Origin of the sequence: Paenibacillus sp. 481, assembly GCF_021223605.1 — a bacterium.
Classification (GTDB): domain Bacteria; phylum Bacillota; class Bacilli; order Paenibacillales; family Paenibacillaceae; genus Paenibacillus_B.
Window position 1 is genome coordinate 3,399,331 of record NZ_CP075175.1, and the last position, 24,182, is coordinate 3,423,512.

The 24,182-nt window shown below is 37.3% G+C and carries 27 protein-coding genes; 18 read left to right on the forward strand and 9 right to left on the reverse strand.

What is annotated here, in order from left to right; all coding sequences use genetic code 11:
- Nucleotides 1-84 precede the first annotated feature (84 nt).
- The 3 genes from KIK04_RS15060 (at nt 85) to KIK04_RS15070 (ending at nt 2,894) form a co-directional block, all read left to right on the forward strand.
- Nucleotides 85-384 (forward strand): hypothetical protein, encoded by a 300-nt coding sequence (locus KIK04_RS15060; RefSeq protein WP_232274454.1) that lies wholly within the window; start codon nt 85-87, stop codon nt 382-384.
- A gap of 75 nt (nt 385-459) precedes the next feature.
- Complete coding sequence (locus KIK04_RS15065) at nt 460-2,559, forward strand: methyl-accepting chemotaxis protein (RefSeq protein WP_232274455.1); 2,100 nt, start codon at nt 460-462, stop codon at nt 2,557-2,559.
- A 107-nt stretch (nt 2,560-2,666) separates the two neighbouring features.
- Nucleotides 2,667-2,894, forward strand: coding sequence for a DUF2642 domain-containing protein (locus tag KIK04_RS15070; protein ID WP_232274456.1), 228 nt, complete (start codon nt 2,667-2,669; stop codon nt 2,892-2,894).
- Nucleotides 2,895-2,995: 101 nt separating this feature from the next.
- Here the strand turns inward: KIK04_RS15070 and KIK04_RS15075 are convergent, their stop codons facing one another.
- The 3 genes from KIK04_RS15075 to KIK04_RS15085 form a co-directional block, all read right to left on the reverse strand.
- Nucleotides 2,996-4,210: a NupC/NupG family nucleoside CNT transporter gene (locus KIK04_RS15075; RefSeq protein WP_232274457.1), complete on the reverse strand. Its 1,215-nt coding sequence runs from the start codon at nt 4,208-4,210 to the stop codon at nt 2,996-2,998.
- A gap of 82 nt (nt 4,211-4,292) precedes the next feature.
- Nucleotides 4,293-5,207 carry a thermonuclease family protein gene (locus tag KIK04_RS15080; RefSeq protein WP_232274458.1) on the reverse strand — a complete coding sequence of 305 codons (915 nt, stop codon included), beginning with the start codon at nt 5,205-5,207 and terminating at the stop codon, nt 4,293-4,295.
- Nucleotides 5,208-5,353: 146 nt separating this feature from the next.
- On the reverse strand, nt 5,354-6,427 hold the full coding sequence (locus KIK04_RS15085; RefSeq protein ID WP_232274459.1) for a copper amine oxidase N-terminal domain-containing protein: 1,074 nt from the start codon (nt 6,425-6,427) through the stop codon (nt 5,354-5,356).
- A 287-nt stretch (nt 6,428-6,714) separates the two neighbouring features.
- Here KIK04_RS15085 and KIK04_RS15090 point away from each other — a divergent pair, with 287 nt between their 5' ends.
- Nucleotides 6,715-7,977: a nucleotide-binding protein gene (locus KIK04_RS15090; RefSeq protein WP_232274460.1), complete on the forward strand. Its 1,263-nt coding sequence runs from the start codon at nt 6,715-6,717 to the stop codon at nt 7,975-7,977.
- 40 nt (nt 7,978-8,017) lie between these two features.
- Entirely contained in the window at nt 8,018-8,839 is an 822-nt protein-coding gene (locus tag KIK04_RS15095; RefSeq protein ID WP_232278752.1) for a TadA family conjugal transfer-associated ATPase, read from the forward strand.
- A 186-nt stretch (nt 8,840-9,025) separates the two neighbouring features.
- Here the strand turns inward: KIK04_RS15095 and KIK04_RS15100 are convergent, their stop codons facing one another.
- The 4 genes from KIK04_RS15100 to KIK04_RS15115 form a co-directional block, all read right to left on the reverse strand.
- The gene (locus KIK04_RS15100; protein ID WP_232274461.1) at nt 9,026-9,589 is read right to left on the reverse strand and encodes a hypothetical protein; all 564 of its coding nucleotides are present in this window, start codon (nt 9,587-9,589) and stop codon (nt 9,026-9,028) included.
- 85 nt (nt 9,590-9,674) lie between these two features.
- The gene (locus KIK04_RS15105) at nt 9,675-10,385 is read right to left on the reverse strand and encodes a DUF8453 domain-containing protein (RefSeq protein WP_232274462.1); all 711 of its coding nucleotides are present in this window, start codon (nt 10,383-10,385) and stop codon (nt 9,675-9,677) included.
- A 110-nt stretch (nt 10,386-10,495) separates the two neighbouring features.
- Entirely contained in the window at nt 10,496-11,512 is a 1,017-nt protein-coding gene (locus tag KIK04_RS15110) for a phage exclusion protein Lit family protein (protein WP_232274463.1), read from the reverse strand.
- Between the two features lie 12 nt (nt 11,513-11,524).
- On the reverse strand, nt 11,525-12,466 hold the full coding sequence (locus KIK04_RS15115; protein ID WP_232274464.1) for a hypothetical protein: 942 nt from the start codon (nt 12,464-12,466) through the stop codon (nt 11,525-11,527).
- A 157-nt stretch (nt 12,467-12,623) separates the two neighbouring features.
- Here KIK04_RS15115 and KIK04_RS15120 point away from each other — a divergent pair, with 157 nt between their 5' ends.
- The 12 genes from KIK04_RS15120 to KIK04_RS15170 all read left to right on the forward strand — a co-directional run bounded on the left by KIK04_RS15120 (nt 12,624) and on the right by KIK04_RS15170 (nt 21,512).
- The gene (locus KIK04_RS15120) at nt 12,624-12,821 is read left to right on the forward strand and encodes a hypothetical protein (RefSeq protein WP_232274465.1); all 198 of its coding nucleotides are present in this window, start codon (nt 12,624-12,626) and stop codon (nt 12,819-12,821) included.
- A 167-nt stretch (nt 12,822-12,988) separates the two neighbouring features.
- Entirely contained in the window at nt 12,989-13,906 is a 918-nt protein-coding gene (locus KIK04_RS15125) for an abortive infection family protein (protein ID WP_232274466.1), read from the forward strand.
- Between the two features lie 22 nt (nt 13,907-13,928).
- Nucleotides 13,929-14,336, forward strand: a complete 408-nt coding sequence (locus KIK04_RS15130; protein WP_232274467.1) for a hypothetical protein — start codon at nt 13,929-13,931, stop codon at nt 14,334-14,336.
- Nucleotides 14,337-14,435: 99 nt separating this feature from the next.
- Nucleotides 14,436-14,642, forward strand: coding sequence for a hypothetical protein (locus KIK04_RS15135; RefSeq protein WP_232274468.1), 207 nt, complete (start codon nt 14,436-14,438; stop codon nt 14,640-14,642).
- A gap of 143 nt (nt 14,643-14,785) precedes the next feature.
- On the forward strand, nt 14,786-15,817 hold the full coding sequence (locus KIK04_RS15140; protein ID WP_232274469.1) for a TIR domain-containing protein: 1,032 nt from the start codon (nt 14,786-14,788) through the stop codon (nt 15,815-15,817).
- A 31-nt stretch (nt 15,818-15,848) separates the two neighbouring features.
- Nucleotides 15,849-16,361 (forward strand): hypothetical protein, encoded by a 513-nt coding sequence (locus tag KIK04_RS15145; RefSeq protein ID WP_232274470.1) that lies wholly within the window; start codon nt 15,849-15,851, stop codon nt 16,359-16,361.
- Between the two features lie 475 nt (nt 16,362-16,836).
- Nucleotides 16,837-18,135: a helix-turn-helix domain-containing protein gene (locus tag KIK04_RS15150; RefSeq protein WP_232274471.1), complete on the forward strand. Its 1,299-nt coding sequence runs from the start codon at nt 16,837-16,839 to the stop codon at nt 18,133-18,135.
- 353 nt (nt 18,136-18,488) lie between these two features.
- A complete protein-coding gene (locus KIK04_RS24455) occupies nt 18,489-18,683 on the forward strand; it encodes an aspartyl-phosphate phosphatase Spo0E family protein (protein WP_442951095.1) in 195 nt (64 codons plus the stop codon).
- Complete coding sequence (locus KIK04_RS15155) at nt 18,649-18,900, forward strand: helix-turn-helix domain-containing protein (protein ID WP_232274472.1); 252 nt, start codon at nt 18,649-18,651, stop codon at nt 18,898-18,900. The genes KIK04_RS24455 and KIK04_RS15155 overlap by 35 nt, the downstream gene beginning before the upstream one ends.
- A gap of 165 nt (nt 18,901-19,065) precedes the next feature.
- Entirely contained in the window at nt 19,066-19,638 is a 573-nt protein-coding gene (locus KIK04_RS15160) for an SMI1/KNR4 family protein (RefSeq protein ID WP_232274473.1), read from the forward strand.
- Between the two features lie 253 nt (nt 19,639-19,891).
- Entirely contained in the window at nt 19,892-20,980 is a 1,089-nt protein-coding gene (locus KIK04_RS15165; protein ID WP_232274474.1) for an HNH endonuclease, read from the forward strand.
- A gap of 19 nt (nt 20,981-20,999) precedes the next feature.
- A complete protein-coding gene (locus KIK04_RS15170; protein ID WP_232274475.1) occupies nt 21,000-21,512 on the forward strand; it encodes an SMI1/KNR4 family protein in 513 nt (170 codons plus the stop codon).
- A gap of 344 nt (nt 21,513-21,856) precedes the next feature.
- On the opposite strand, the gene KIK04_RS15175 is transcribed toward KIK04_RS15170, so the two are convergent.
- Nucleotides 21,857-22,090 carry a tyrosine-type recombinase/integrase gene (locus KIK04_RS15175; RefSeq protein ID WP_269670949.1) on the reverse strand — a complete coding sequence of 78 codons (234 nt, stop codon included), beginning with the start codon at nt 22,088-22,090 and terminating at the stop codon, nt 21,857-21,859.
- A 59-nt stretch (nt 22,091-22,149) separates the two neighbouring features.
- Between KIK04_RS15175 and KIK04_RS15180 the strand changes: the two genes are divergently transcribed.
- Nucleotides 22,150-22,347: a hypothetical protein gene (locus KIK04_RS15180; RefSeq protein WP_232274477.1), complete on the forward strand. Its 198-nt coding sequence runs from the start codon at nt 22,150-22,152 to the stop codon at nt 22,345-22,347.
- 274 nt (nt 22,348-22,621) lie between these two features.
- On the opposite strand, the gene KIK04_RS15185 is transcribed toward KIK04_RS15180, so the two are convergent.
- On the reverse strand, nt 22,622-24,082 hold the full coding sequence (locus KIK04_RS15185) for a hypothetical protein (protein WP_232274478.1): 1,461 nt from the start codon (nt 24,080-24,082) through the stop codon (nt 22,622-22,624).
- Between the last annotated feature and the right edge of the window lie 100 nt (nt 24,083-24,182).

Below are 24,182 nucleotides of genomic sequence, written 5' to 3' on the forward strand. Positions count from 1 at the left end.
ATAATCATTGAATCGTGACCCAATTTATCTTCATAGCTCTTCTGAAACGGAAGTGTTTTGCCGATATTAATAGATAAGGGTTAGGTGAGTAGTTTGACTATTCCATATGTGCAATTAGATAAAGAATATAAACATGTCGGTTATTTTCCATCACGCTATGTGCACGTTGTTAATGTAACGTGTGAGACAGTGGACTTCGACTATCAGGAGAAAGAGCGCGTTGACCAGCTTGTTATTGGTTCTGAGGAGCCGATTACGGAAGCAGAGTTGCGTGATATAGCACGTGAGAAATTAATGGAGGAGCATCAAGATTTTCATTTTTACCGTGAAGTAACGGTAAGTGAGCTTGAAATGGTGCGAGCATTCGATCTTACGCTGACTTAGTGGTGAAGACACCGCTTACGCCTTGGCGTTCGCGGTGTCTATTTTTATATGTTTCAATGAGGGAGCTGGAGAGAGATGAAAAATAAAGCACGTTCTTTTTGGAAAGCGCTTACCAAATCTGGTATGTTGCAACGACCTTCGAAATCAGTCGGCGTCAAGTTGTTTATCATTTTTGTCGTCAGTATCGTCTTATTTGTGTTTAGTGTAGGAACGATTTCGTACATGTTATCCCGTGATGCAATCAAAGAGCGTGTATCCACATCCAGTTACCAAACGATGATCCAAGCAGCTGAGAAACTCGATTTAATGCTGAATCAATTTTCAAACTTGACGATGCAAATTATGCTAGACCCAAACCTCACAGAAAGTATGGACAAGCTCGACGAAGTGAAAGAGGGCACCTATGATAAAGTGCAGTTGATAGAAAAAATTCAAGAGACACTGCAAACGTACTCCGTGGGCAACAACTTAATTGAGAATGTGTACTTAATTCCGCTTGACGGCGAACGTCAGCAATTTTCTGCACTTGGGATGCGGCGTGGTGTGCAATCTGCTGCGGACAAGCCTTGGTTCGATGCAGTGCAGAATAGCAAAGGACAAGCTGTATGGATCGATACGATGCCAACGGGTCTTGAACAGTCTCATGCGCCAACGTTTGGTATCGCTCGACCTCTGCGCGATCTGCTTTCTGGTAAAGCGCACTATATTATATTTTTAGAAATTCGTATGCATGCATTGGCTCAGGAACTGAAAGGCATACAATTAGGGGATGGATCTTCCGTTCATGTCTTGAATCCTACAGGGCAATACATATATACACTGGACCAAGCGATGCTGACGAAGGAAGCTCCGCAGTGGCTTGTTCCAAAAAAGGAGCAAGAATCCAGCGAGCTATTATCCGGTAGTAAAACGGTCACCTCCGATCAAGATGAGCAAATATTGCTAGCGTACCATCCTTTGAAATCTAGCAATTGGGAGCTGGTCGGTACGGTACCGGTTAAGCAGTTAGTGAAAGATGCGGACTTTATTTTGTTAGTCACGTTTATATTAATGATTGCGGCGGCGATCTTGGCAGCTGTTATCGGTTGGTTTGTGATGCGAATGATCGCGAAGCCCTTGCATACGTTGCGCGACTTAATGAATGAGGGAGCGCAAGGTAATTTGGCTGTGCGGGCGTCCGTGAAGACGAAGGATGAGATTGGTGAGCTAGCACACGGTTTTAATACGATGATGGAGCAAATTACAACGCTTGTGCAGCATACGGAAGCAAGTGCGCGATCCGTATTGGAGACGGCGGTGTCGCTGACCGATGCGTCTCGTAGTACGGCGGTGTCAGCGAAAGAAATCGCAATTGCCACGGAGGAAATTGCGAAAGGTGCTAGCAGCTTGGCGGTCGAAGCAGAGCGTGGTCACGACTTAACGCATCAGATGGCGATGCAGATGCAGATGGTTGTAGCGGCAAATGAACAAATGGATCATTCCGCACAAGAGGTTTCGCGCTCGAGTGAACTCGGTGCGAGCAATATGACTACTTTGCTGACGCGTACGAGTACGACGGAAGAAACGATGCGTACTTTGTCAGACAGAGTGAATAAGCTGAATGAGAATACGCAGTCGATTCGCAAAATATTGGAGCTGCTGCAAAATATGACGAAGCAGACGAATATTTTGTCCCTGAACGCAACGATTGAGGCGGCCCGTGCGGGAGCCGCGGGTAAAGGATTTATGGTTGTTGCGGACGAAATTCGTAGCTTGGCGGATCAATCGCGGCAATCGATTGACGTAGTCGGGCAAATTACGGTTAGTATTCAGGCCGAAATTAAGGAGACGGTAGACGCCCTTGCGCAGGCGTTTCCGATGTTCAGCTTGCAAGCCGAGGCTGTAAAAGAAACGGATAGCATTTTTAGCGCCGTTACGGAGCAGATGGGCGGAATGGTTGGGAAATTAAGCGATGTGACCGAATCGGTTGAGCGGTTAAATCATTCGCAAGCGATCTTAGTGGAAGCGATGAGTAATGTAAGTGCTGTAGCCGAAGAAGCGTCAGCGACTTCTGAAGAGGTGGCGTCATTGAGTACGGAGCAGTTGAGTATTTCGAACCGTTTAGTCGATTTGTCGCATCAGTTGGAAGAGGTGTCCCAGCAATTGAAGGCGACGCTGTCCAAATTTAGTTATTAAATAAGGAATATTAATAAGGAACATAAACATAAATGTCGCGCTGTCCTCATATTGATGATTAATAGTTAATGAGGGTTCCACTTTAGAGCAGGAAGGTGGATGAAAGCGTGACACAGGAGCAAGTGCCGTCGCAGGTTGTGTATCCTATTGATCCTTATGTCGTTCAGACGCTGCAATCCGTTACCGATAAGGTTGTGGTTGTTGAAACGGTGCGCGGTCCATTGAAGGGTAAGGTCAAAGATGTAAAGCTTGATCATATCGTCCTCCAAATTGACGATCATCTATTTATTATTCGCATTGCGCAAATCGTATGGGTAAGGCCTGAATCGAAGTAATCAGTTTCAACCGTTTATGTAAAGTACCCCCTAGCGTAGACATTGGACAATACCTTGATGGTACATTCCGATGAATACAATAGGGGGTATTGTTTTCAGTGTTAATAGAACATTCCGGCAATGGATGCGCTTAGCAAATTGGCTATTGTTCCAGCTAACACAGAGCGAAAGCCTAGCTCCGTAATAATACTGCGCCGATTGGGAGCAATGGCCGAAATGCCGCTGATCTGCATCGCGATCGAGCTGAGGTTAGCGAACCCGCACAGTGCAAAAGCGGCAATCATAAAGGATCGATCGCTTAGCTGACTTTGGATTTTGACGAGTTCGGAGAACGCGACAAACTCATTGATAATTATTTTTTGTCCGATTAGGCTGCCTGCAAGTATCGTTTCAGACCAAGGAACGCCAATTAAAAAGGCAATCGGGGCAAATAAAAAGCCGAGAATGCCCTGTAAGGAAAGCGTCGGCATGCCGAACCAGCTTCCCACACCGCCTAATAAGCCATTGACGAGCGCAATTAGCCCGATAAATGCGATCAAGGTGGCCGCGACTGCAATTGCAATTTGGACACCGTCAACGGCACCTCGCGCCGCAGCGTCAATAACGTTGGCAGATGTATCATCTTGCTGAACCGTTACCTCTTTGCTCGTTTCCGATATTTCGGTCTCGGGAATAAGCAGCTTGGACACGAGCAGTCCCGCGGGGGCAGCCATAAAGCTGGCTGCAATTAAGTAATTAAGCGGTACGCCGATTAAGGCATAACCGGCCATTACGGAGCCGGACACCGAGGCCATGCCGCCAGCCATCACGGTAAACATTTCGGATCGAGTCATGCGGTCCAAGTATGGCTTGATGACAAGCGGGGCCTCAATTTGGCCGACAAAAATGTTCGCCGTCGCTGATAACGATTCGGCCTTGCTCGTGCCGAGTAATCTGCTTAAACCACCTCCGATTAAGCGAATGATCCATTGCATAATGTGCAAGTGATACAAGACGGCAATTAATGCGGAGAAAAATACGATTACGCTTAGCACCTGAAAGGCAAATACGAAGCCTTGACCTGCGGCAGGGATTGCACTGCCAAACACAAAAGCTACACCTTCGTTGGCATAGCTAATAATTGAAGACACGCCGCCAGAAATGGCGTTAAGTACTTCTCTTCCCGCTGTCCATTTCAGGACGATGAAGCCGAACAACAGTTGAATCGCCAATGCGCCTAATACGGTGCGCCAACGAATACGCCGTTTATTTTCCGATAATAAAAAAGCGATCGCCAAAAGGCCAACAACTCCAAGTAACCCCCATACGTACTGCATCAGATTCACTCCTTTGCGTTAACGACAGGGGTAGTATTGGAGATTGTTGGCCTCCTTATGCATATATTCCAATTACAAAATATTAAGACTTGGCTGCACGGAATCCAGCATCTTTTGCAGCCTGCTCTGTACAGAACATTTGCTCCGCCTTTGTCCGTTTATATTGCGAACTATCTGTGGTGTGGTATATTTTTTCGCCATCACGATTAATGTTGCCTTTAATCTTCGGATCTTGGCATGTCTCAGCAGAATTGCTTGAATTGTTCGAACTTTCTGAACTGTCAGAACTGCTCGAACTGTTGGCATCATTTTGGTCATTCGCTTGGCTTGATTCATTTTCTTCGCTTACAAGTGTTGATTTACTTGAACCCTTTGCTGTACTTGCATCGCGCTTGTCGCTCGCCTGTAGACTGTCATCGAAGCCCTTTTCCGTAGCATAATTCTCGATGCTCCAAATGCCGCGCTCTGCTTTACGCGCCTCAGTCTGCACCTCACGAAATTGGTCCACGTATTTTACGTTAGGCGGATAAACATAGGCTACACGAGCAAACCCTTCCCGCAGCAGCTCTTCGTTAAACATTTGGCCGTCAACCCAGATGTAGGCCAGCAATCGGCCGTACTTATCCCGCTCAGAAACGTCGAATTCGACCTCTACATCGCGATTTTGTAGCTTTTTCTTGGCAAAATCAGATGCTTCGCGTCCAAAAGGCTGAACCGGTTTTTTCGGATGTACCGATTCCGGTGTATCGACAAGCAGCAATCTGATGCGCTCATTTGACTGCCCATTTTCGAGCTGAATGTCCAGCGTGTCGCCGTCTACGACTTTCACGACTTTTGCAGAAATACGACCAGCGGTGGTTTCCTTTTCTTCTGATGCGCCACACCCTCCAAGCAGCAACGAGAAGGCTAATAGCAATGTCGTTGACAAGTAGACAGTACGAACGAGGCGTGCCTCATTTTTAAAGCGGGATATGATGTTGTTAAGTATGTATTTCATGTTGTCTCTCCCTGAATATTTGGTATAGATCACAAAAAGTATTAATAAAGTATGGCTTTTTTTCTTGAAAGTGACAAGGGGATCTTGGATTATTTTATGCGAAAAAAGCAAAAACAGAGCTTGTGGCTCTGTTTTTGATAAAATCATTAATTTTTATTTTCTTCGAAAATGACAAAATCTTGTTCCAGGAATCTCAAGTCATTTGGCTTAAACTCGTCGGGTATATTATAATTACCATGCTCGTCGGGTTCAATCTTATGAACCTCTTTAGTATTCATTTGTCCAACCTTCAACGGAATTCTCGTTTTTTGGCCATTTTCATCGGTTCCAGTAACATTAATTACTTTAGTATTAGTCGATGTTTGAAAAATGGTCATAGGACCAGTCATTTTATTATGAAGTACATTTACTTTAATGTTGGGGTCGTTATCATTATTACGCGATAAATTATAAAATATATTAAATTCTCCATTTTTTATTCCGTTTATAAAATATCCAGAAGCTAAATATTCTCCTTTTTGGTTTTTTATATCTAAGTATCCATGAGGTATTAAATATTTACCATAAGATAAAAATTCACCAAACAACATAAAATCACCAACAATAATGTCGCTACGGTGAGTGGAGTATACTGTATCTGAATATCTAGCAGGTTTGTATGCAGCTTTTCTCGCGTTTTCATCGAGTATTACATTTTTCTCATTATGATCAATCAATACATCTTTTAGGGTCAAGTCTGATTTCTGTTGTTTTAATTCCACGTACATAATCCCTTTTTGAACATCGTGCTTTACTTTACTATTCGTAGCTTTGATCATAACATTTAAAGGAATATAAGTTACCCCGTTTTTTGTAAATGGTCTTCCATTTTCAGCATAGTCAATCGATTCAGTTTCGTTAGCCTGACTTGCACGATACGGAGCCTTACTGCGATTTACGGAAGCAGAGCCTCTATCCATATAGATATCGAGAACGAAATCGTACAGTTCGCCAACTTTTTTACCCTTAATAATCTTATTTTTGGAATCATAGCTCACACTAATATTCATTGCTTCAAAAATGGAATTATAAGGAATGAAAGTTGCACCTTTTATGACCAGTGCTTTTTCTTTTAATTGCCGGTTATCTACAAACACAACTATGCTATCTGGATTTTTGCTTGCTGCATTTGTAAAATGAGGGAAAACACAAACGGTGCAGAGCGTTAAAATAGTAACCAAACATAACAACTTGTTGACTATTCTCATGATTGACACACCCTTTATTTTTTTGTAACTTTGTTATTTTAGTAAATAGTGGGGTGATTGTACATGAAAATATTGGGTTTTATCGTGGGTTGATAATATGTTGAGTCTTGCACCAATAAGAAAATTATGGTACATTAACTTCAACTTCAAACAAACATCGGACGGAAGCACCGTCATCAATTGTTTATATCTATTTTAGATATGGACTTGATGGCGGTGCTTTTTTGCGTATTTTTGGCGTGCTAAGGAGGCATATCGAGATGAATAAGCGGGACGTTGTACTCGCACTGCATGATAAACGGATGCTGGATAGCATGACTGCTTACTGGAAGCAGTCTAAGTATGTCGATCAGTTGCAGTTGCGCGTGTTCTCGCAAGTAGACACGTTGCAGCATTATTTACGATTACAGCCAGGCATCGCTTTGCTTGTCACTCAGGGGGATGTGCTAGATGCGCTTGAAGAGGAAGATGTCCAAGATTTAAGCATTATGTTGCTAGGTGAGCGTACAGATATCGTGTCAATGAAGCATAGAAATCATCCTCAGTGTAGTACGGAGCTGCTGTATCAACCACTGCCTCATTTATTGCAAAAGATGTTAGAGCGCGTCGGTGCGCCGTCGGAAGCAGAGAGAGCAGGTGACGGGGCGGGAGGGGCTAGCGAATCAGCAGCCCGTACTGGTTGCTCTATCATTGCAGTAGCTTCCGCGTGCGGCGGCAGCGGAAAAACGACGGCAGCATGCCAGCTTGCACGTTATGCGGCAGAGAAAGGGCTGCGCACTTTTTTATTAAGTGTGGAGGAGCATGCGGGATTTCATGTCTTATTGCCGCAGATGGGTCGTGCTAATGACCATGCTCCGAATCATTTTTCGCAGCTGCTCTACTATTTGAAGCGAGATTTGAAGACGTCTGCGAAGCAGGGTGAAGGGTATAAAATAAAGTTCGATTTGCAGGCGGAGGGAGATAAGCAGCAGGCGCTTGCTCCGGAATCGTTTGTCGTGTCGCTGCCGCTGCTGCGAGCAGATACGTTTGTGTCTCCTGCGAGTAGAGCAGAGTGGAACATGGTAGACGCAGACTTAACGCGTGGGCTTATTCGCTGGCTTGCGGAAAGCAATCGTTATGACGTGATTATTATCGATTCAGGGGCGGGGCATGTGCGTGCGGAAGCCGCTTGGGAGATGGCACACCACATTGTGTGGCTGCTAAATGATGATTTAGCTCATCTCCATAATACGCTGCAACTTTTCAACCATTGGGAGCAAGAACACAGCGATCATTACCGGCAGCGGATGACTCGATTAAAGCTCATTGTTAATCGGTATATGGGGACGATGATGAATCGGTGGCAGCATGGTGATGCAGCAATTTGCGGCTTTTTACCGTATATTCCGCATTGGAAACAGGTGCATCGTCCAGAGCAATGGTTCAGCTCAGCAGTGTATCAGACTGCGCTGGCAGATTGGGCCGATACACAGCTTATGCTTGGTGGTATGCGCGCTGGCGAAGGTAGGTCGACGGCAACATGAATTCATCATGGTATGGCCTAGGGGGAATGTGGGTGTGGCTATGACATCGCTTGAGCAACTCAGTTTAGTTGTGCGGCAAAAAGTTCGCGACAGCATGGAGTGGGGCGATCCTTTGCACGATGACGAGTTGCTGCGGCGCATCGAGACTACGTTATTTGCGGAGTCAGGAATGAATTATTTAACGGCTAGCGAAATCGAGCACATTGTACAGCGAATCTTTTATGCTTTTCGCGGCTTGGACGTGTTGCAGCCACTCGTCGATGACCCGAGCATTACGGAAATTATGATCAACAGCCATGAAGAGTTATTTATCGAGCGGAAAGGGAAAATGGAACTGCTTCCTATGTCGTTTGAAAACAAAGAAAAACTTGAAGATATTATTCAATCCATAGTGTCACAAATGAACCGTGTCGTTAATGAGTCATCTCCGATCGCGTTAAAAGGTCCTACGGTTACGATTCGGAAATTTCCGGACAAGCCGCTTACGATGAGTGATCGTGTCCGCATAGGAGCGCTGACCGATGAGGCGGCGGCGTTGCTGCAAATGCTTGTTAAAGCGAAGTATAACTTGTTCATTAGCGGTGGAACTGGTTCGGGGAAGACGACGTTTTTAAATGCGCTATCGCAATACATTCCGGCAGACGAAAGGGTCATTACGATTGAGGATGCGGCGGAACTGCAAATTCGGACGGTTCCGAATTTAGTCTCTTTAGAAACGCGCAACGCCAATACGGAGGGAAAGGGAGAAGTTGCGATTCGCGATTTGATTCGAGCATCATTGCGGATGCGGCCGAACCGGATCGTGGTCGGGGAGGTACGTGGACCGGAGGCTTTAGATATGCTGCAAGCGATATTTATATAATAGGACTTAAATAAGGTGGTGAAAAATACGGAACATTTGTATTTAAGTAAGAGCAAATCTTATCTATATTCTTTATTTTGTGAGCTTGCGTATTGAATTGAGAAATACAGTTTTTTCTGAGGTAGACCGAAAAGAGTTACCATTCTTGCTAGTAAACTTTTCTAAGCAGTTAGAGTTATAAAAGATTCATCGATATATAACCTCGAAGTTTTTTCCACATGTCATAATGTGATCGTCAAACTCGACTACAAACTCTGATAAGTCACCAACAACTCTTTTTATCTTTGTTGAATCAATGATTGTTCTGATTGTAATTCCTTTTTTCTTTTTACCGTACTTCCACCATCTTAAAGGTCTAACATTGTGATTTAGTCCAAACTTTTTTCCTTGTGGAAATAGAAAATTTACACCTTGAAAATCATCCTGAAGATATTCAACTTCATCTCTCAAATCTGAGGGATATCCACAATCATAATAAGCACAATAATCATATATTAAGTCCCAGATGTTCTGTTGTGCATCCTCATTTTGTAAATCGAATTTTGACCATTCATTTATAAATGTTAATGGATTTAGATTGTATTTGTTTGTGAGTGCTGTTCTAAATAATTTATATTCATTATCTTTTTTTCCAGAAATCTTTATATAGCTGCTGAAAACATTATCTAATCCATATATTTCTTCACGTAGTTTTTTGTCTTTTTCCCAAGTTAAAAATACAGGTGTTTTTGCAATAATGAAAAATGGCATTTTAAGCACCTCATTAAATTATTATTATCTCTATCTTATTGTCAGAACTTGAAGTATACCAGTTTATGGTAAAAACCACCTAAATTTATTTGTCACGTTCTTTGTTTATTACTTGAACTAGATTGTTCAGGTGTCGTTCAATTTTTTCTACTACTTTAGTCAAATGATGAGTAGTTTTAATTGTGATTTGATAACTGCCCTGATACATATTTGCATCTATTAGATATTCACGTTTATATTGATTATCTTCTAAGTCTGAAAAATCAATGGATACATTATATGTAGGGTATTCATTGTTTGAATTTGTTAAAGCGAATAGCGATTCTACACTGCATTTTATTATTTGCTTTGGTGCTAAAAAAGCTATTGGATGCCTGAATACATAAAGCTTTTCAAAATGTTCTGTATTCACAACTTCGTTAATTGGAATTAAAGTAATTTTAATGTTTTTAGCAGCAATTGCGCCTATGTTTTCGACTTTAAAATCCAAATTATTCATGAGTTCCATATCAAAGTACACTATGACATTTGGAGTATTATTTTCTTTTCTGATCTCACTATTTAGCTTAACAGAATCTGAACTGTATTTTTGTGATTTCATTGCAAAATAAACGTTCAGGCCTGTTAAAAAAAGAGTAAGCAAAAAGCTGATGAAGCCGATGAGTGATGCATTTTCACTTAACCAGTCATTCACAATATCACTTTTTTCAAATTTTGCAGAGTCTTCAAGTGCAAAAAGCCTAACAATTGTCGCTAAAACAGAATCAGTTTGTTGAACCAAGAAGTCTTCTGGCATATTATAACCTCCTAGACTTTTCAGGTGCTTTGACATAATTTTTTTGGTATCAATTAACTTTATGTTTAATATTTGAAGTACTAATAAAGTTGATGTCCCAGTAGAGTGGTTTAGTCAGCTAGCTTTACAAATGCGAAAGGATATAGTTTAATCTTTAATTTCTTCCAATTTAATTGGATGTCATCCGTGTAGCCCAGATTAAAGTCATTTAAGGAGTCTATATCTACCTTTCCATAAAAAGCGGAATAATATTTAATTGCATCTATATAAGTTGACTCAATAATTTGGATTAGCTCTTCTCTACTAATTAAATCAGGTGCTTTCCTTTCTATATTGACCATTGCACTGTCCAAATTAAAAACATTCCTTATTAATGCTGGTAAATACGTGGATTCAGAAGATCTCTCGGTGTTAAGTATAATAAATAAGACATGCATGGATAGAAAAAATATTCTGTAAAAATTCGAAGTTGACTGTACGCAATCATATATGATTGGATCATTATGTATCTTGAAAATAGTTATATCTATTAATTGTGATATTGCGAAAGCATCTGCATCCATCTCTAAGGTATGGAAATCTATTTCTTGTAGTTCTTCGATACCTGAATTTATCAAACCCACATGCCCATTAAGGAGATGCCCAAGTTCGTGTAGAATTACAAATTTAATTCCAAACATAGCCATGTATTCTGCTAAAATTTTTCTTTTTTTGTCTATTGGTAAGTGAAAGTTATGTACGAACGGTATTAAATCATCCACATAATTAATATTATTCCTTATGCCTAAACTGGTTTCAGGTGTGTTTTTAATGGGATCAATGATTGGAAAATGAGATAAAATATTATAAAATACTTCGTAAAGTCTGTATATAACTCCTTCGTTTATTAGTATTTCAATTTTATTATTTTTTAAATTAACTGCACCATTAACTTTAAATTGCTCTACGTAGATAAGTTCTAGCGGCTTCGGATGCATATTTAAAAAAATAGATTTCCATAAGTTTTCTATAAAGTTTTTATAGAAATCAAAACCTGATATCTCAGGTTCAGGATTAAATCTAATTAATGAATATTCTGTTACCCCACCCAAAAAACTATAATCAGCGAATGTTTTATTAGAATTCATAGCTTTTTTCTCCTAATTATAATAATTATTAAAATCTAGAAATATTTCACTGACAATCTGTTGAGCTTTTTCTTCTTTAAAAGTACTTTGTTCATTAAGCCATAATGCTGAATAAGTTAATTTGGGATTATGGGATGATACTAGGGAGATTTCAAAACCTATAATATCCCCGTCATTAATCCCCAACTCTAGCAGCGTTTTATTGTCGGTTATATTACTTGATAGGATTTTTCTCCCTTTTATATTTATTGTGGTAATTATTTTAAATTCACCATAATTTGCAGAATAGTATTCTTGAAGATTATACAGTATCCCCATGTACTGGTGAAATTCTTTTAAAGTAAAGCTTGTAGGGATAGGTATTTTGCTAATTCTAGAATTTTGTTCACTGTAGAGAAGTATATGTATTACATTATCAGAATCAGAGAATTGAGGAGCTAAATTATTTTTAAAGCCACTAAGTAAGAATCTTTCTGAACGGAGTATATCTATATCAGATATTTTAGTGACGATACAAAAATTTCTTCTCACTTGGTCTGGGTATCGTTCACAAATGTCGACCCAATAATCTTTTGTTTTAATATCAATAGTGGGATAAAAGGCTCTTAAGCTCTTTTCTTGCTTTCCAGACAAGTTTACATTTAAGCAAAGCGTAAATGTATCCCAAGGTAATGAGGTTTTGATACTTATTGCTTTTGTAATGGAATTAATGGTATTTGTAACATTGAATTTATTGTTTTCGTTTATAACACACTTACACTGGTATGCTATTTTATTGTCTCTATAGTAGAGATCGACTCCTTGCTCTGGTGGAGTTCTTCTCACAATACTGTTTGTTTTTAAGTCAAGTTTGAGTAGCTTTAGACAGAATACTTCCCACATATCAGGAAAATTATTTTCTTCCTCAACAACGAGGAAAGGGGGATAAAGTAGATATTTTTGCAAACGAACCACCTCTGTGAGTATTTTTTTGTACATTTTAAAGTTAGTATTATAATAATCCAAAAAAACAAAAGGCAAAATATTCATAATTTAAAAGTGGAATTGTTAAGAATGATAAAGCAGGCAATGTATAGATATTAGAACTTACTTATAAAGGAGTAATTAATATATGATAAATAAAAAACTATTAAATAATGATGACCTAGAAAGAATGATGGTATTTAAACGCCCAGTGCGTGTAGTATTTGATGATATTGAAGAGGTTGGATTAATTGAATCTCATAATGATACCACAGTGAAGATTAATGGCAGTTACTTTATGAAAAACTCCTGTCAGTTCTATGCGATCCGTCCCACTGTATTTTAAAAAATTCGAATTTTATTTGGAATTATATATTGAATAAATCATTCGTAATATTTAAGCGAAATGATAAAAATTAAAATCTCTCTTTGGAGTTAAGAGTGTTATCAGTGAGGTATACAATTTAAGTGTTATAGCTATAATTATTTGAAATATGTGAGGGGTGTAGGAAGATGTTATTTGAACTTTTTTCAAAAAGGAATAAAAAAATTACAAAGAACATTTTTACATACGACAAAATTCCCAAAGAATTTCGTATTCAAGCTATACATATTTGGTCAGATGCAATTGGAGAATATTCTGAGAGTGTTCAAATGCAAATCCCTAAAGTTCTGTGGGAAACCATACATAAGAGTTTATGTAAAGAGTACGGTGTTTTTAGACTAAACCCTAATGGATATAATCATTATGAAATATGTTGTAATTTTATAATGGAAGAAAAATCAATAGAAAAGGTATTAGACATTGTAGAAATAAGCTTTAGGCTTATTGATAAATATATCAGGAATTTAGACTCAAGTGACCGAAGAAAGTGTAAAATGACACAAAGTCCAGATGATGCCATAAATGAGTTAAATGAGCGTTTTCGAGAACACAGTTTGGGATATCAGTTTATCGAAGGGCAGATTGTCAGAGTTGACTCAGAATACATTCACGATGAAGCTGTTACACCTGCGGTTAAGTTATTATTTGATGAGGATTTTCAAGGAGCCTCAGAAGAGTTTTTTTCCGCACATGAACATTTTAAGAAGGGAAGAAGTAAGGAAGCTATGACAGATGCATGTAAAGCATTCGAAAGTGTTATGAAGACTATCTGTCAGAGAAAAGGCTGGGAATCCAAAAAACATACTTCGCAGGCATTAATTGATACTCTGTTTAAAAACAATCTTATACCTCAGAATCTTCAAGCTCAATTCAACTCGTTGAGGAGTACTTTGGAAAGCGGACTTCCAACTGTCAGAAATAACTACAGTGGACATGGACAAGGGGAAACGCCAGTGGAACTTCCAACTCATTTAGTTGCCTATGCACTTCAATTAGCAGCCACAAATATATTGTTTTTGATTGAATCATATAAGGCGTCAAAATAATTCGCAATCAGGGGGGGATGGAATGTTTGGATTACTCTTTACACTGTCTGGCTCTATACTATTAGCTGTTATGGTTGCAGCAAGAGAGGAATATGCAATAAAAGAATTAACTGCTACTATTGTCCCTACAAAGGGGAAAGTGCATCCTCGTGTATTGGAGATATTAAAGGAAACATATCTTTTTAGAATGGGTTTACTATATATAATTCTTGGCACAACACTACAAGTGTTGGGGTTTGATGTTAGTGTTGATAGTATTAATATATTTATTAAATTGACTTTATTTATCGTGGGGACTTTCACATTATTGTGGGTGGGGAAGAAAGTTTCATTTTATTGTGCAGAAAAAAATGTGTCTACTTTTCCACCATATAATCCAGATATAAAGAGACCAAAGATAGGCGAAATATTTTTAGATAATGATGAATAAATAAAGTGTTATTTTAAATTTATATAACAACATGTGATAACCTTACATAAATAAGTGTATATATGGTGCAATAATAATATGGTAAATTTCTATAGTGAGGTGGGGAAAATGGATAAAGTTCTTCATTTTCTTGATACATCAAAGGGAATTAGCGATGCAGCAAAAGAAGCCATGAAAAATATAGAGAATCGATTTGGTGTCTCATTTTGGGATTACATGGCGTTGAACGGAAAACGAAGTGTAGAGGTTCAAGCTAAAATGGATTACTCTTTATTTAAGGAGACAATTTATTTCCGTAATACATAGCAACTTTAATACCTGAGGCGGTCATGCCAACTGATATGCATTTTAAATGCATAATTCTAAGTAAGCAAAAAGAAAACACTACGTGAATACAAGTGGTGTTTTTTCATCATAAGATGATTATTACATTAAATTAAGGAGGATTCATGGATACGCTACTTTTTGTCCGAGAGACTATAAAAGATATTGATGAGAGCAAATTAAAGCTTAGTTTGATACTACAGAAGTGCAAGAGAATTGCATTCGCTGTTAATGATTTTAGATCTTTGTACTGGATTGTTATGGAATTAGTTGAAATGGGTACTAATGATCAATTTGAAAAAGAGAAAAAGGAAATTGTCAAGAAATTGAGGGGACTTTTTGAAGAAGACGAATTAGAAAAACTACACAATCAACTTATCTCAGAGTATTGGGGAAGAAGAAAAGTACAATTTCTTGATAAGAATAATAATAAAAGCGAAGAGGTTTGTACAAATAGTATATATGAGATAGAAAATCATCTAGAAACTACAAAAATGAAGGTAATTAGAAATGATATTCCAGATGGCATGCATACACTGGATCTATACTATGCGAAACAAAAAAAAGATATAAAAGATGATTTTTACTCCAATGAAATAAATAGTCTTCTTAATATCCTTGAAAGAATTAAATCTAAAATATATGGTTTTCTTATCGAAATAGAGAATAAATTAGTCAATTCAAATGATCAAGGGGGAAGAAATTTGAAAACAGAAGTACAGAATAATAAAAATGTCTTCATAATTCATGGACACAATGAAGCGAGATGGAGAGAGCTCGAAAAAATGCTTAAAGAGGATTTTAACTTAGAGCCAATTATTCTTCAAGAAAAACCAGATGGAGGAGCTACAACAATAATCGATAAATTTGAAGCCTATGCTTCAACGTGCTCGTACGCTTTTGCAATATTTACACCTGATGATATTGTCGAAAGTAACGGTAAAAAGTATGTCCAAGCAAGGCCTAACGTTGTTTTTGAGTTGGGTTGGTTCTCTGCTATGTTAGGTCGACGTAGAGTATGTATTCTGATGCAAGAAGGAGAAAACATGGATATCTTCTCTGATTTTCAAGGAGTAATGCAGAAGAGATTTTACAACTCGGTAAGTGAGGTATACCGATCCATAAAACTAGAATTAGAAGATATAGGTATGATATAAGGTTTGAATTTCATTCGAATTTGGAGGATGTATGCTACTATATCATGGAACTACACTCACAAATTCAATCTCAATTCACCATGACAAAACACTGAGATGTAAAATTGAAAGGTACTATAATAATGAAGAGTTTCCGACGACTGATGGATATGTGTATCTGAGTAATCGAATTAATCATGCTATTTACTATGGTAATAAAAATTCAGTGTATTCCGATGAAGAGTATTTTGCAGTATATGAGATAGATATATGCTACGATAATTTAAAGATAGATATAGATGAGCTGAAATATGTAGCTAAACTTAACGATGAAGAGATCAAAACGTTTTCAGTCGATTCATGTTTAGAGTTAGTGAGTAGTTGTAGAATAGATAGGGATTTAACGTTTGGTGTAGATGTCAAAAGATACGCTGTACTACCTACAACAATGAATTACAAACATGAGTTATGTGATATTGCTTATGAGATTATATCCGATAGGGAAAATCGTGATGTTGACTATTTGAGTGAAATACGATTAAAACTTCCTTGGGTTGATATTTGAATAATATGATGAATACACGAAAAGGCCGCTAATTTTTTTTTTAGCGGCTTGCTTATTTTTATAATACCATCTTTATTTATTATATAGAGAGAGTATGATGAGTTGGATGAATATCCTAGTAATAATAAGGATTTAGAGAACTATTTTTCGAAAAAGTTATGGTATAGTTTTGGTTGAAATACATCTAACTAGATTAGTCACAAATAAGAAGATGCACACTGTAATTAGTGGGGGTGCTGAAACCATCTCATTATTTTTCCGCTTCGCTTCAAAATAATGACCTACCCCCCCCACCCCCTTCACGGTTTGTTATTGTAAAGTATCTTAATTCAATTCTTTGCTTTAAGTAATATGCACTTAAGACACGTTCCCTCTAAACAAAAAATAAACTAAAATATGGTTTACACGTATGGGTATTGATGGTAAAATTGAGTAAATGTATTAATTTGGAACTTGTCTATAGGGAGGTGATGACGTGAATCGTGAAACGACACCTTTGGGAGAACTGATACAACAATATCGGAATAAGGCTAATATGACTCAGACTGAACTTGCAAGTAAAATCCACATCACCAAGGGTGGCTTATCCAAAATTGAAACTGGGGAAGTAAAAAAGCCTGAATTAAAGACCATGCAGTGTATCGCATCTGTGCTGAACATTCCCTTTCACGAATACGTTGTATTATACATTGAGTTAGAACAGAAATCCGAATCACTAATGGGTATATTAGAAATTGCCATTACAACTTCAGAAAACACTTCAATTGCCCCCAAAATTGCAACTAAATTCCTTGAAACCGAAAAGGAAGATAGTTTAGAATTAGTTGAGAGACTATATTCAACTACAGCATCTATAACAGACACCGCCATCCAACTCGACTTGTACAACAGCATCATAGATTACTCCCGAAGTCACGGAATTATGCCCTATATTGCACAAGGTATGTATCAGAAGTACATGATTAAACGAAATGATTTTACTAAACTTAATGAAACATATCACTTAGGTGAGAAAGTGTTAGATTATGTCCAATTTCTAAGTGACCGAGACAAAATTAAGTTTTATTATTGCTTAGCAGTCCATGCATGTGTTCTAATGAATTACGAATATTCAATCAAACTAAGCAATTATGTAATCGAAAATGATACCCTTCAAAGTGAGTTCAAGGGAGAATATAAAGCGCTTGCGATACACAACGTGTGTTTTGCTTTGTACTTTCTAGGTCGATATAACGAGAGCAAAGAACAATTAGAAAAATACAAGAAATTTGAATTTAGTTATATTACAGATAACTATAATTTTTTCACTGCATTGTTGAGCTCAAAAACTGAAAGTACTGATTCCGCTCTACATCAACTAAATAGTTATTTGAAATATTCTTCTGAATATAACCTTGTTTATGTAGTATGTGAATTAATGAATATCTATTATGATTCTAATGATTTTAATTCTGCAATGGATTTATTGAAATATGAAACTCGCATGATTGAATCACTCAATGATGAGCGTATAAGACCAAGTAGACGAGTGAAGTTTGCCAATTTCTATAGGCAAGTAGGAACTATATTACTTAAAAAAAATGATGTAGAGATGGCTTTTGAGTATCATCGTAATAGCGCCCTAGAATATGCGAAAGTTGGAATGTACGATGATGCTTTAGCGAGTGTCACTCTAATAAATGAAGCACTAATTGAAGATTTTTCAAGAGTCAGTGTAGACGTACTTAGAAATATTAATACCTTGTACCTTCGAATAATAAACAAAAAATATTAGAAGGGATTGGTTAACATGAGAAAGATTCTATCTAAGTTACCGATTCTTTTTGTTGCCTTATCTTTTTCATTATTGCTCTCAGGGGATATTGTGTTTTTTGATTCTCCATGGATTGGTCCCAAATAACATACCTTCATATTTGGCTTTTTAAGATACCTTCGGGTATCTTTTTTATTTGCCTAAGCTTTTTCGTTTTACAAAATATTCAATGAAAAATATAGTAGAATCTTTTATTTCCACATATGCAGTAAACCATATTTATACTTGTATTAACATTAACAAGAAGTACTGGTGGGGGTGATAATATTCTTCCTTCATGCTTTATATCAGGTGTAAGTGATGGGGACATTCCATTGATATCCGACATCGAACATCTTAGAGAGAAATTGGTTCAAGCTGTTTACGAACATCAGAGCTTCACGGCTTACCCTGTCGTCCTCATTAGTCAACAACTTGATGGTTACATTCTGGAATATCAGAAAGCGTTCTTTACGACACGAAAGGAGGTGAAAAATGATGAAGCATCGCAAATGGCTCATTCAATGTAGAGGATGCAAAACCCAAAAAGAAGTAGCGGCATTATCAGGCATTGAGCGAAGTTCTTACTCTAACATAGAGAGGGGGAGACGTGACCCAAGCGTTCAAGTAGCAATGCGTATCGGACTAGCATTACAATTCGATTGGAAACGTTTCTTTGAAGATGTAGATGGTGAGACTGTGCTTACTACCCATAAACACAGTCTCGGAAAAACAATCGTTCACTAAGTATTATAAAACAAGTTTCCTAAGAAAGAGACTCTTGCATTTTTATGAAAATCACCACGAATATACTTCCTTTGCAACCCCTTTAACATACCCATGAAAAACCTGCATATAGAACTTTGCTTGGATAGGATAGAGAGAACTAAATATCGTGAATGAGGTATAACCTTGACTAATAAATACAGCGTATTCAAAATTATGAACTGCTTGCAACAACGTGTAGCCTTTGCTCAAAACAAGACGTTGCTTATCCCTAATGTTTACGGAGAATTATATGTAGGGAAGTTTGCATTTAATTCCTCTGCAACGAAAAGTGAAATTAGAGCATTTATTGATAAATTCAATATACAGCTCCCTATTGAATATGAAGAGTTTCTAAGATGCTGCAATGGTGCAATCCTTTTTGATATTGGCTTAGGAATGCGAACGGAGATTTATGGCTTGGACATGCTTACAAAGTTTATGAATACTATTTTTGATAATCGCCCACAATTCCTTCCCGTTGCTTCAAACCCGAAAGCCAACTTTTTTATAGATGCTACACGACACGAGAATTATTTATTTTGGAATGAGGGCAGTCCTAAATATATCTGTTTGGAAATGGAATTTGCAGAATGGCTGGGGCATTTGATAACAGCTAACGGTTCTGATTTTTGGAATTGGAATCCGATGTTACAGTGCAGAGATATATATAATACGGTTAATTTAGAATGTATGAAGGTTAAAGTCGTATATGATTAAGCAATTCTAAAAAGACAGATTCAAAAAGAAACATCCATCACATTTTAATATAAGGTGTGGATGTTTCTATTTGCTACTATTTGTTACTTATAGAAACAATTACATAATCAAAAAAAGAATATAAATTCATGTAACGTAGTTTAATATCCTATTAAGGGAGGCCATAGTGCTAGAATTGCTCAAATCCACGACGAGCATAAACACCAAGACATCCATTATATTGTGAAAATAAAATATGATAGGAGCGTTTTGCATGAAGCTTAAAAGAATGTTATTATCTTTCTTGACAATTGCTTTACTTGTCACATTGATCTTTCCCTCATCCTTTGTCTCTGCACAAAACAATCATCTACAGCCGCAAAGCGAAGTTACTATTTCTCAAACTGAAACACTTGGTGAATATCAAGACCACAGTCATCTTGCAAGAGAGTTGTCCGTACCTGTTGGTAGTTACGAAGAGTTAAAGTCAGACCCCAATGCCCCTAGAAAGACATATTATTATGTCGAGTTTTCATCAACCGAGAACAACACAGTAAGTTCCTCAGTCTATTCAGAAGGTAACTCAGCAAACTCCTCAGTAGCAAGTGAGCCTACGATAACGGTTGTCCCTGAACACGAATATCAAAAATTCATTGAAGATAAAAAAAGAGAATATTCAAGTGATACAACTCTTAGAGGAGGAAAGGTTGGTGGTATAGGAGTAATTGTTACACTACGCTCACACGTATGGCCAACCATTGAATCAAGTGCTGTAGTTGATACTCTAGTTGGTAATAAGCCTAAAATGATTCAATTTCACACTACTTTTTACAGAAACGACACCAGAAGTTATGGTGGTTGGGCTGTAAGCACTACTTACAAAAAAGAGTATCAAAAATCCGATGTTAGAGTGGGAGCTGGCGCCAACCACTTTCATTCTGTAACTCAAACTGGTTTTTATTATTCGATTTCAAAACTGAAAATTTTTGATGGTTTTATTATTGTAGTACCAGTTGGTGAAAAAGATTTCTTGAGTAACATGATACTTTTGAACTCTAAAGGAGTAGCTTACCCTTATTATTATGACAACGATGCAAGACGTGTATTACCAGAGCCGACTTCAGCGTCATACCCTAAAGGAAAACGTCCAAATCAGAAGTGGGGGACAACGGAAAGAAATAACTTTATTAAAGATTACAATCGAGTCTATCCATGGAATAGAATAAATTGGGCTGGGGAATTTACTGAAGTTCATCACATTAAACCTCAAGATAGACATGGAGATAACAGCTTTTATAATTTAATGCCGTTGCCTAGATCATTTCATCGTAGTGTAGTTAGTCCATGGTGGACTGCATACTAAATTAAAGGGTGATCCCAAGATGTTTGTCCAGCAAGTATTGAAATCATTATCAGAACTGTATTCTCAAGGCTCTCGTAAAATCAATGCAGACAATGGATATTTAATTGATAGCGTAATAAAACTTACAAATCCTGCGTCTTCTGAATCAATCTCTTGGCTAACAGAACGCTACCCATCATGGCCAGAAGACTATTTGAATTTTTTGTCGATAACGAATGGTTGTAGGCTCTTTGAAGATGTCGTGTATTCAGGGGAAAATGAAATTTTCTCAGCTGAAGAGGTTCTAGAGACGAACTCGCATTACAATCACCCATCAAAAATTATTGTTGCATATATATGTGGCGATCACATTTTTATTGATTCAGAAGATGTGAAAAATAGTGGTGGTCAGTATATGTATGTGTCTGAGGGCGGTGTTGATTTTGATGATGCACGTTCACTATACTGCGATTTCCAAACTTGGCTAGATAGGTTTGTGATGGCTCAAGGAAACAAGTATTGGACGTGGCGTGTAGAGGATCGAAAGTTTTAGTGAGTTAGAAATAAATCCTGTTCTTAAACGAACAGGATTTATTTACTTTTTTATGCAAATGAATAGTTGTACAATATGTTTATACGGTTAGTATAATTTGCATTGACCTTGAATGTGTTCCCTCATTATAAGACATACAGGAACTGACTCGAAATTTTAAACTATCCCCCGTACATATGAAGTTAAGGCTAATCTACACATTGTAACGTTATCGCATCCATATTTATGTCCAATTGCTACGTGTATGTGTACCGCTCTCTATGGTTAAGCACAATTTTGTTTTAATTGTAAACCACCCCCCTACCCTCTTCAACATAGCAAAGAACCACTCAATAATAGAGTGGCTAATCCTTAAATAAGTTATTTACTGCTTCCTGCTTATCTTCTTCGGACGGCATACTGTACCTTAATATCATATCTGCCGAACTATGACCACTTAAACCCGGAATCACGCTAATATTATTTCCCGCTCGAACAAGTCCTGTAATAAAAGTATGTCGTGTTTGGTGTACATTGTGACCGTGTTGTTCCATTAGACAGTTTATCGACTTTTTAAAAGGTTTAGACGTTGATAACATAACAAACGCAATTTTAAGAAAAATTGTTCATCGTATTGTAGCAACAACAAATAACGAAAATGAGCTTATCATTAATACACGGTAATTATTTTGAACCTCATACATTAGATATTGAATGGAACTTTATGGACAAAGCTGTATCAGACATCATAGGAAAATTGGCTGAAAAATCATTGAAAGAGTACCCCGAAGAGATGGCTCATGAAGATTATTTATACGATATGAAAGTAAAAGAGGCTTACGGTATTATACCGTAAGTCTTTATTTTTTAGGCTTGCTCGATTGTTGAAGCCTGCCTAAAAAAGAAAACAACCAATTCGTAGCAGATGAATTGGTTGTTTTTGTCGTTGCTGTTATCATCTTTTTCAAAGTGTCTCATGGCATTAGCCATTATCTACAGAGGATCGTTGTTAAAGAGGTTAAGAAGGCCTAAGATTGACTCTCAGGGCTTCTTGTAATGGATAAAATACGAGTTTCATTTAGATTCACTCATCAGACTTTGATATCAATATATCAGAAATCCATGACAGTCTAATTTGACTCGTTCTGTTCGGAATTAGGAAGAGTATCTGTACTACCTTGGTCACTCTTACAACTGTTTAGTATCTTCAAGACTTCACTGTAATCATTTAAATCGACATTCGGAACATTCGTTATTTTAGCTTTGTTTTTACAAATTATCCGTTCGCATCTTGATTTAAAACTATAGCCATTCATTCTAGATGCAGAATTAGACCTTGATTGCATACTTGATTCTAATTCAACGAGTGCATAATTTATGATTCCAATACTCTCGCTATCCCATTCCAAATAGTTTAAACAGAGTTCAACATATTCAGATTCTTTAGACTGAAACTTACTATAGTTATCATATTGTGAACCTGCGTCTGTCTTAAAGAACCAAGATGATACTTCAATAATATATTTTTTGAACACATCGTTACTGTTAAGTATCCGCAATTTTCTTTCATCTGGTATAAAAGAATTAATTAGTTCGATGGTTCTGCTAGTTACAATTTTATCAACGTTTACATGTACTTTATACCTGTCTAAAATCTCAACAAAAATATCCCAGAACGTTTTCTTAAAATCATATGCAAAATAATATGGTTCATTTAGCCATTTTAATAAATCGTTCACAATAAATTTTGAGTTGAGCGAAAAGGACATTTCGAGTAATTGAGGGTAATAGTTGTAGAAGTTAAAGAAATCTAGCGGATCATTTGAAATCACTTCTATTATGCCATCCCTTACATTTTCATGACTCGATTCTAATATACGTTTCCAAAATTTCTTATTTTCATCATTAACCAGTTCCCCTACTCTTGTAGTTTTCTTTAGGTTTTCAAATAGTTTTTGGAAGAAGTCTTTAGAATTTTTATTACATATCACATTTACATCATTCAATATTGTGGTTACTGTCTCTGGATTAACTATCTCGGGATATCTATAGAATTTATACAGATTTTCTAATTCCCTTGATAAGTACTCCTCACCACCAAGAACATAAAATTTACTTAAATTATCAATCATATAGTTCCAGAAACATTCTACTGTTGAACTATCAATAGTTACTTGTCTTTTTGCATGAGCGCAATCATTTCTAATATCTTTCCAGTTATTATAAGCTGTTTTAACCTGTTCCCCATTTGTAAAATGTAATATTGCAATATCCTTTTTATTATTCTTATCTGCACAAGATGCTTCTACAATTGTATTTAAGTAACTTTCCCAACCATCGTCATTCTCTAATTTTGTTATAATTTCATTTTCCCAAAATTTGGGGTTAGACCTAACGAGTTCTTTGCCGTAAGTACATCCCAAAATTCTATTTCTGATAGTAGTTTTAAAGGCAAGATAAGACATAATAAAAGCAGACTTATAAGCTCCAATTTTGTAGCAACGTACAGATTCCTCAAAAAATTCATTGGCAGAGTCTGATTCCTTAAAAGGCCCCGCTTCCTCAACCCATTTTTCGATTCGTAGCTTCATAAATATTACCTCCATGTATAATAACTACCATGCTATAAATGTACATCTTAGTGCCTTGGAAGTAAACATATGTCGAGACATGCAACTCTTTCGTAGCTAA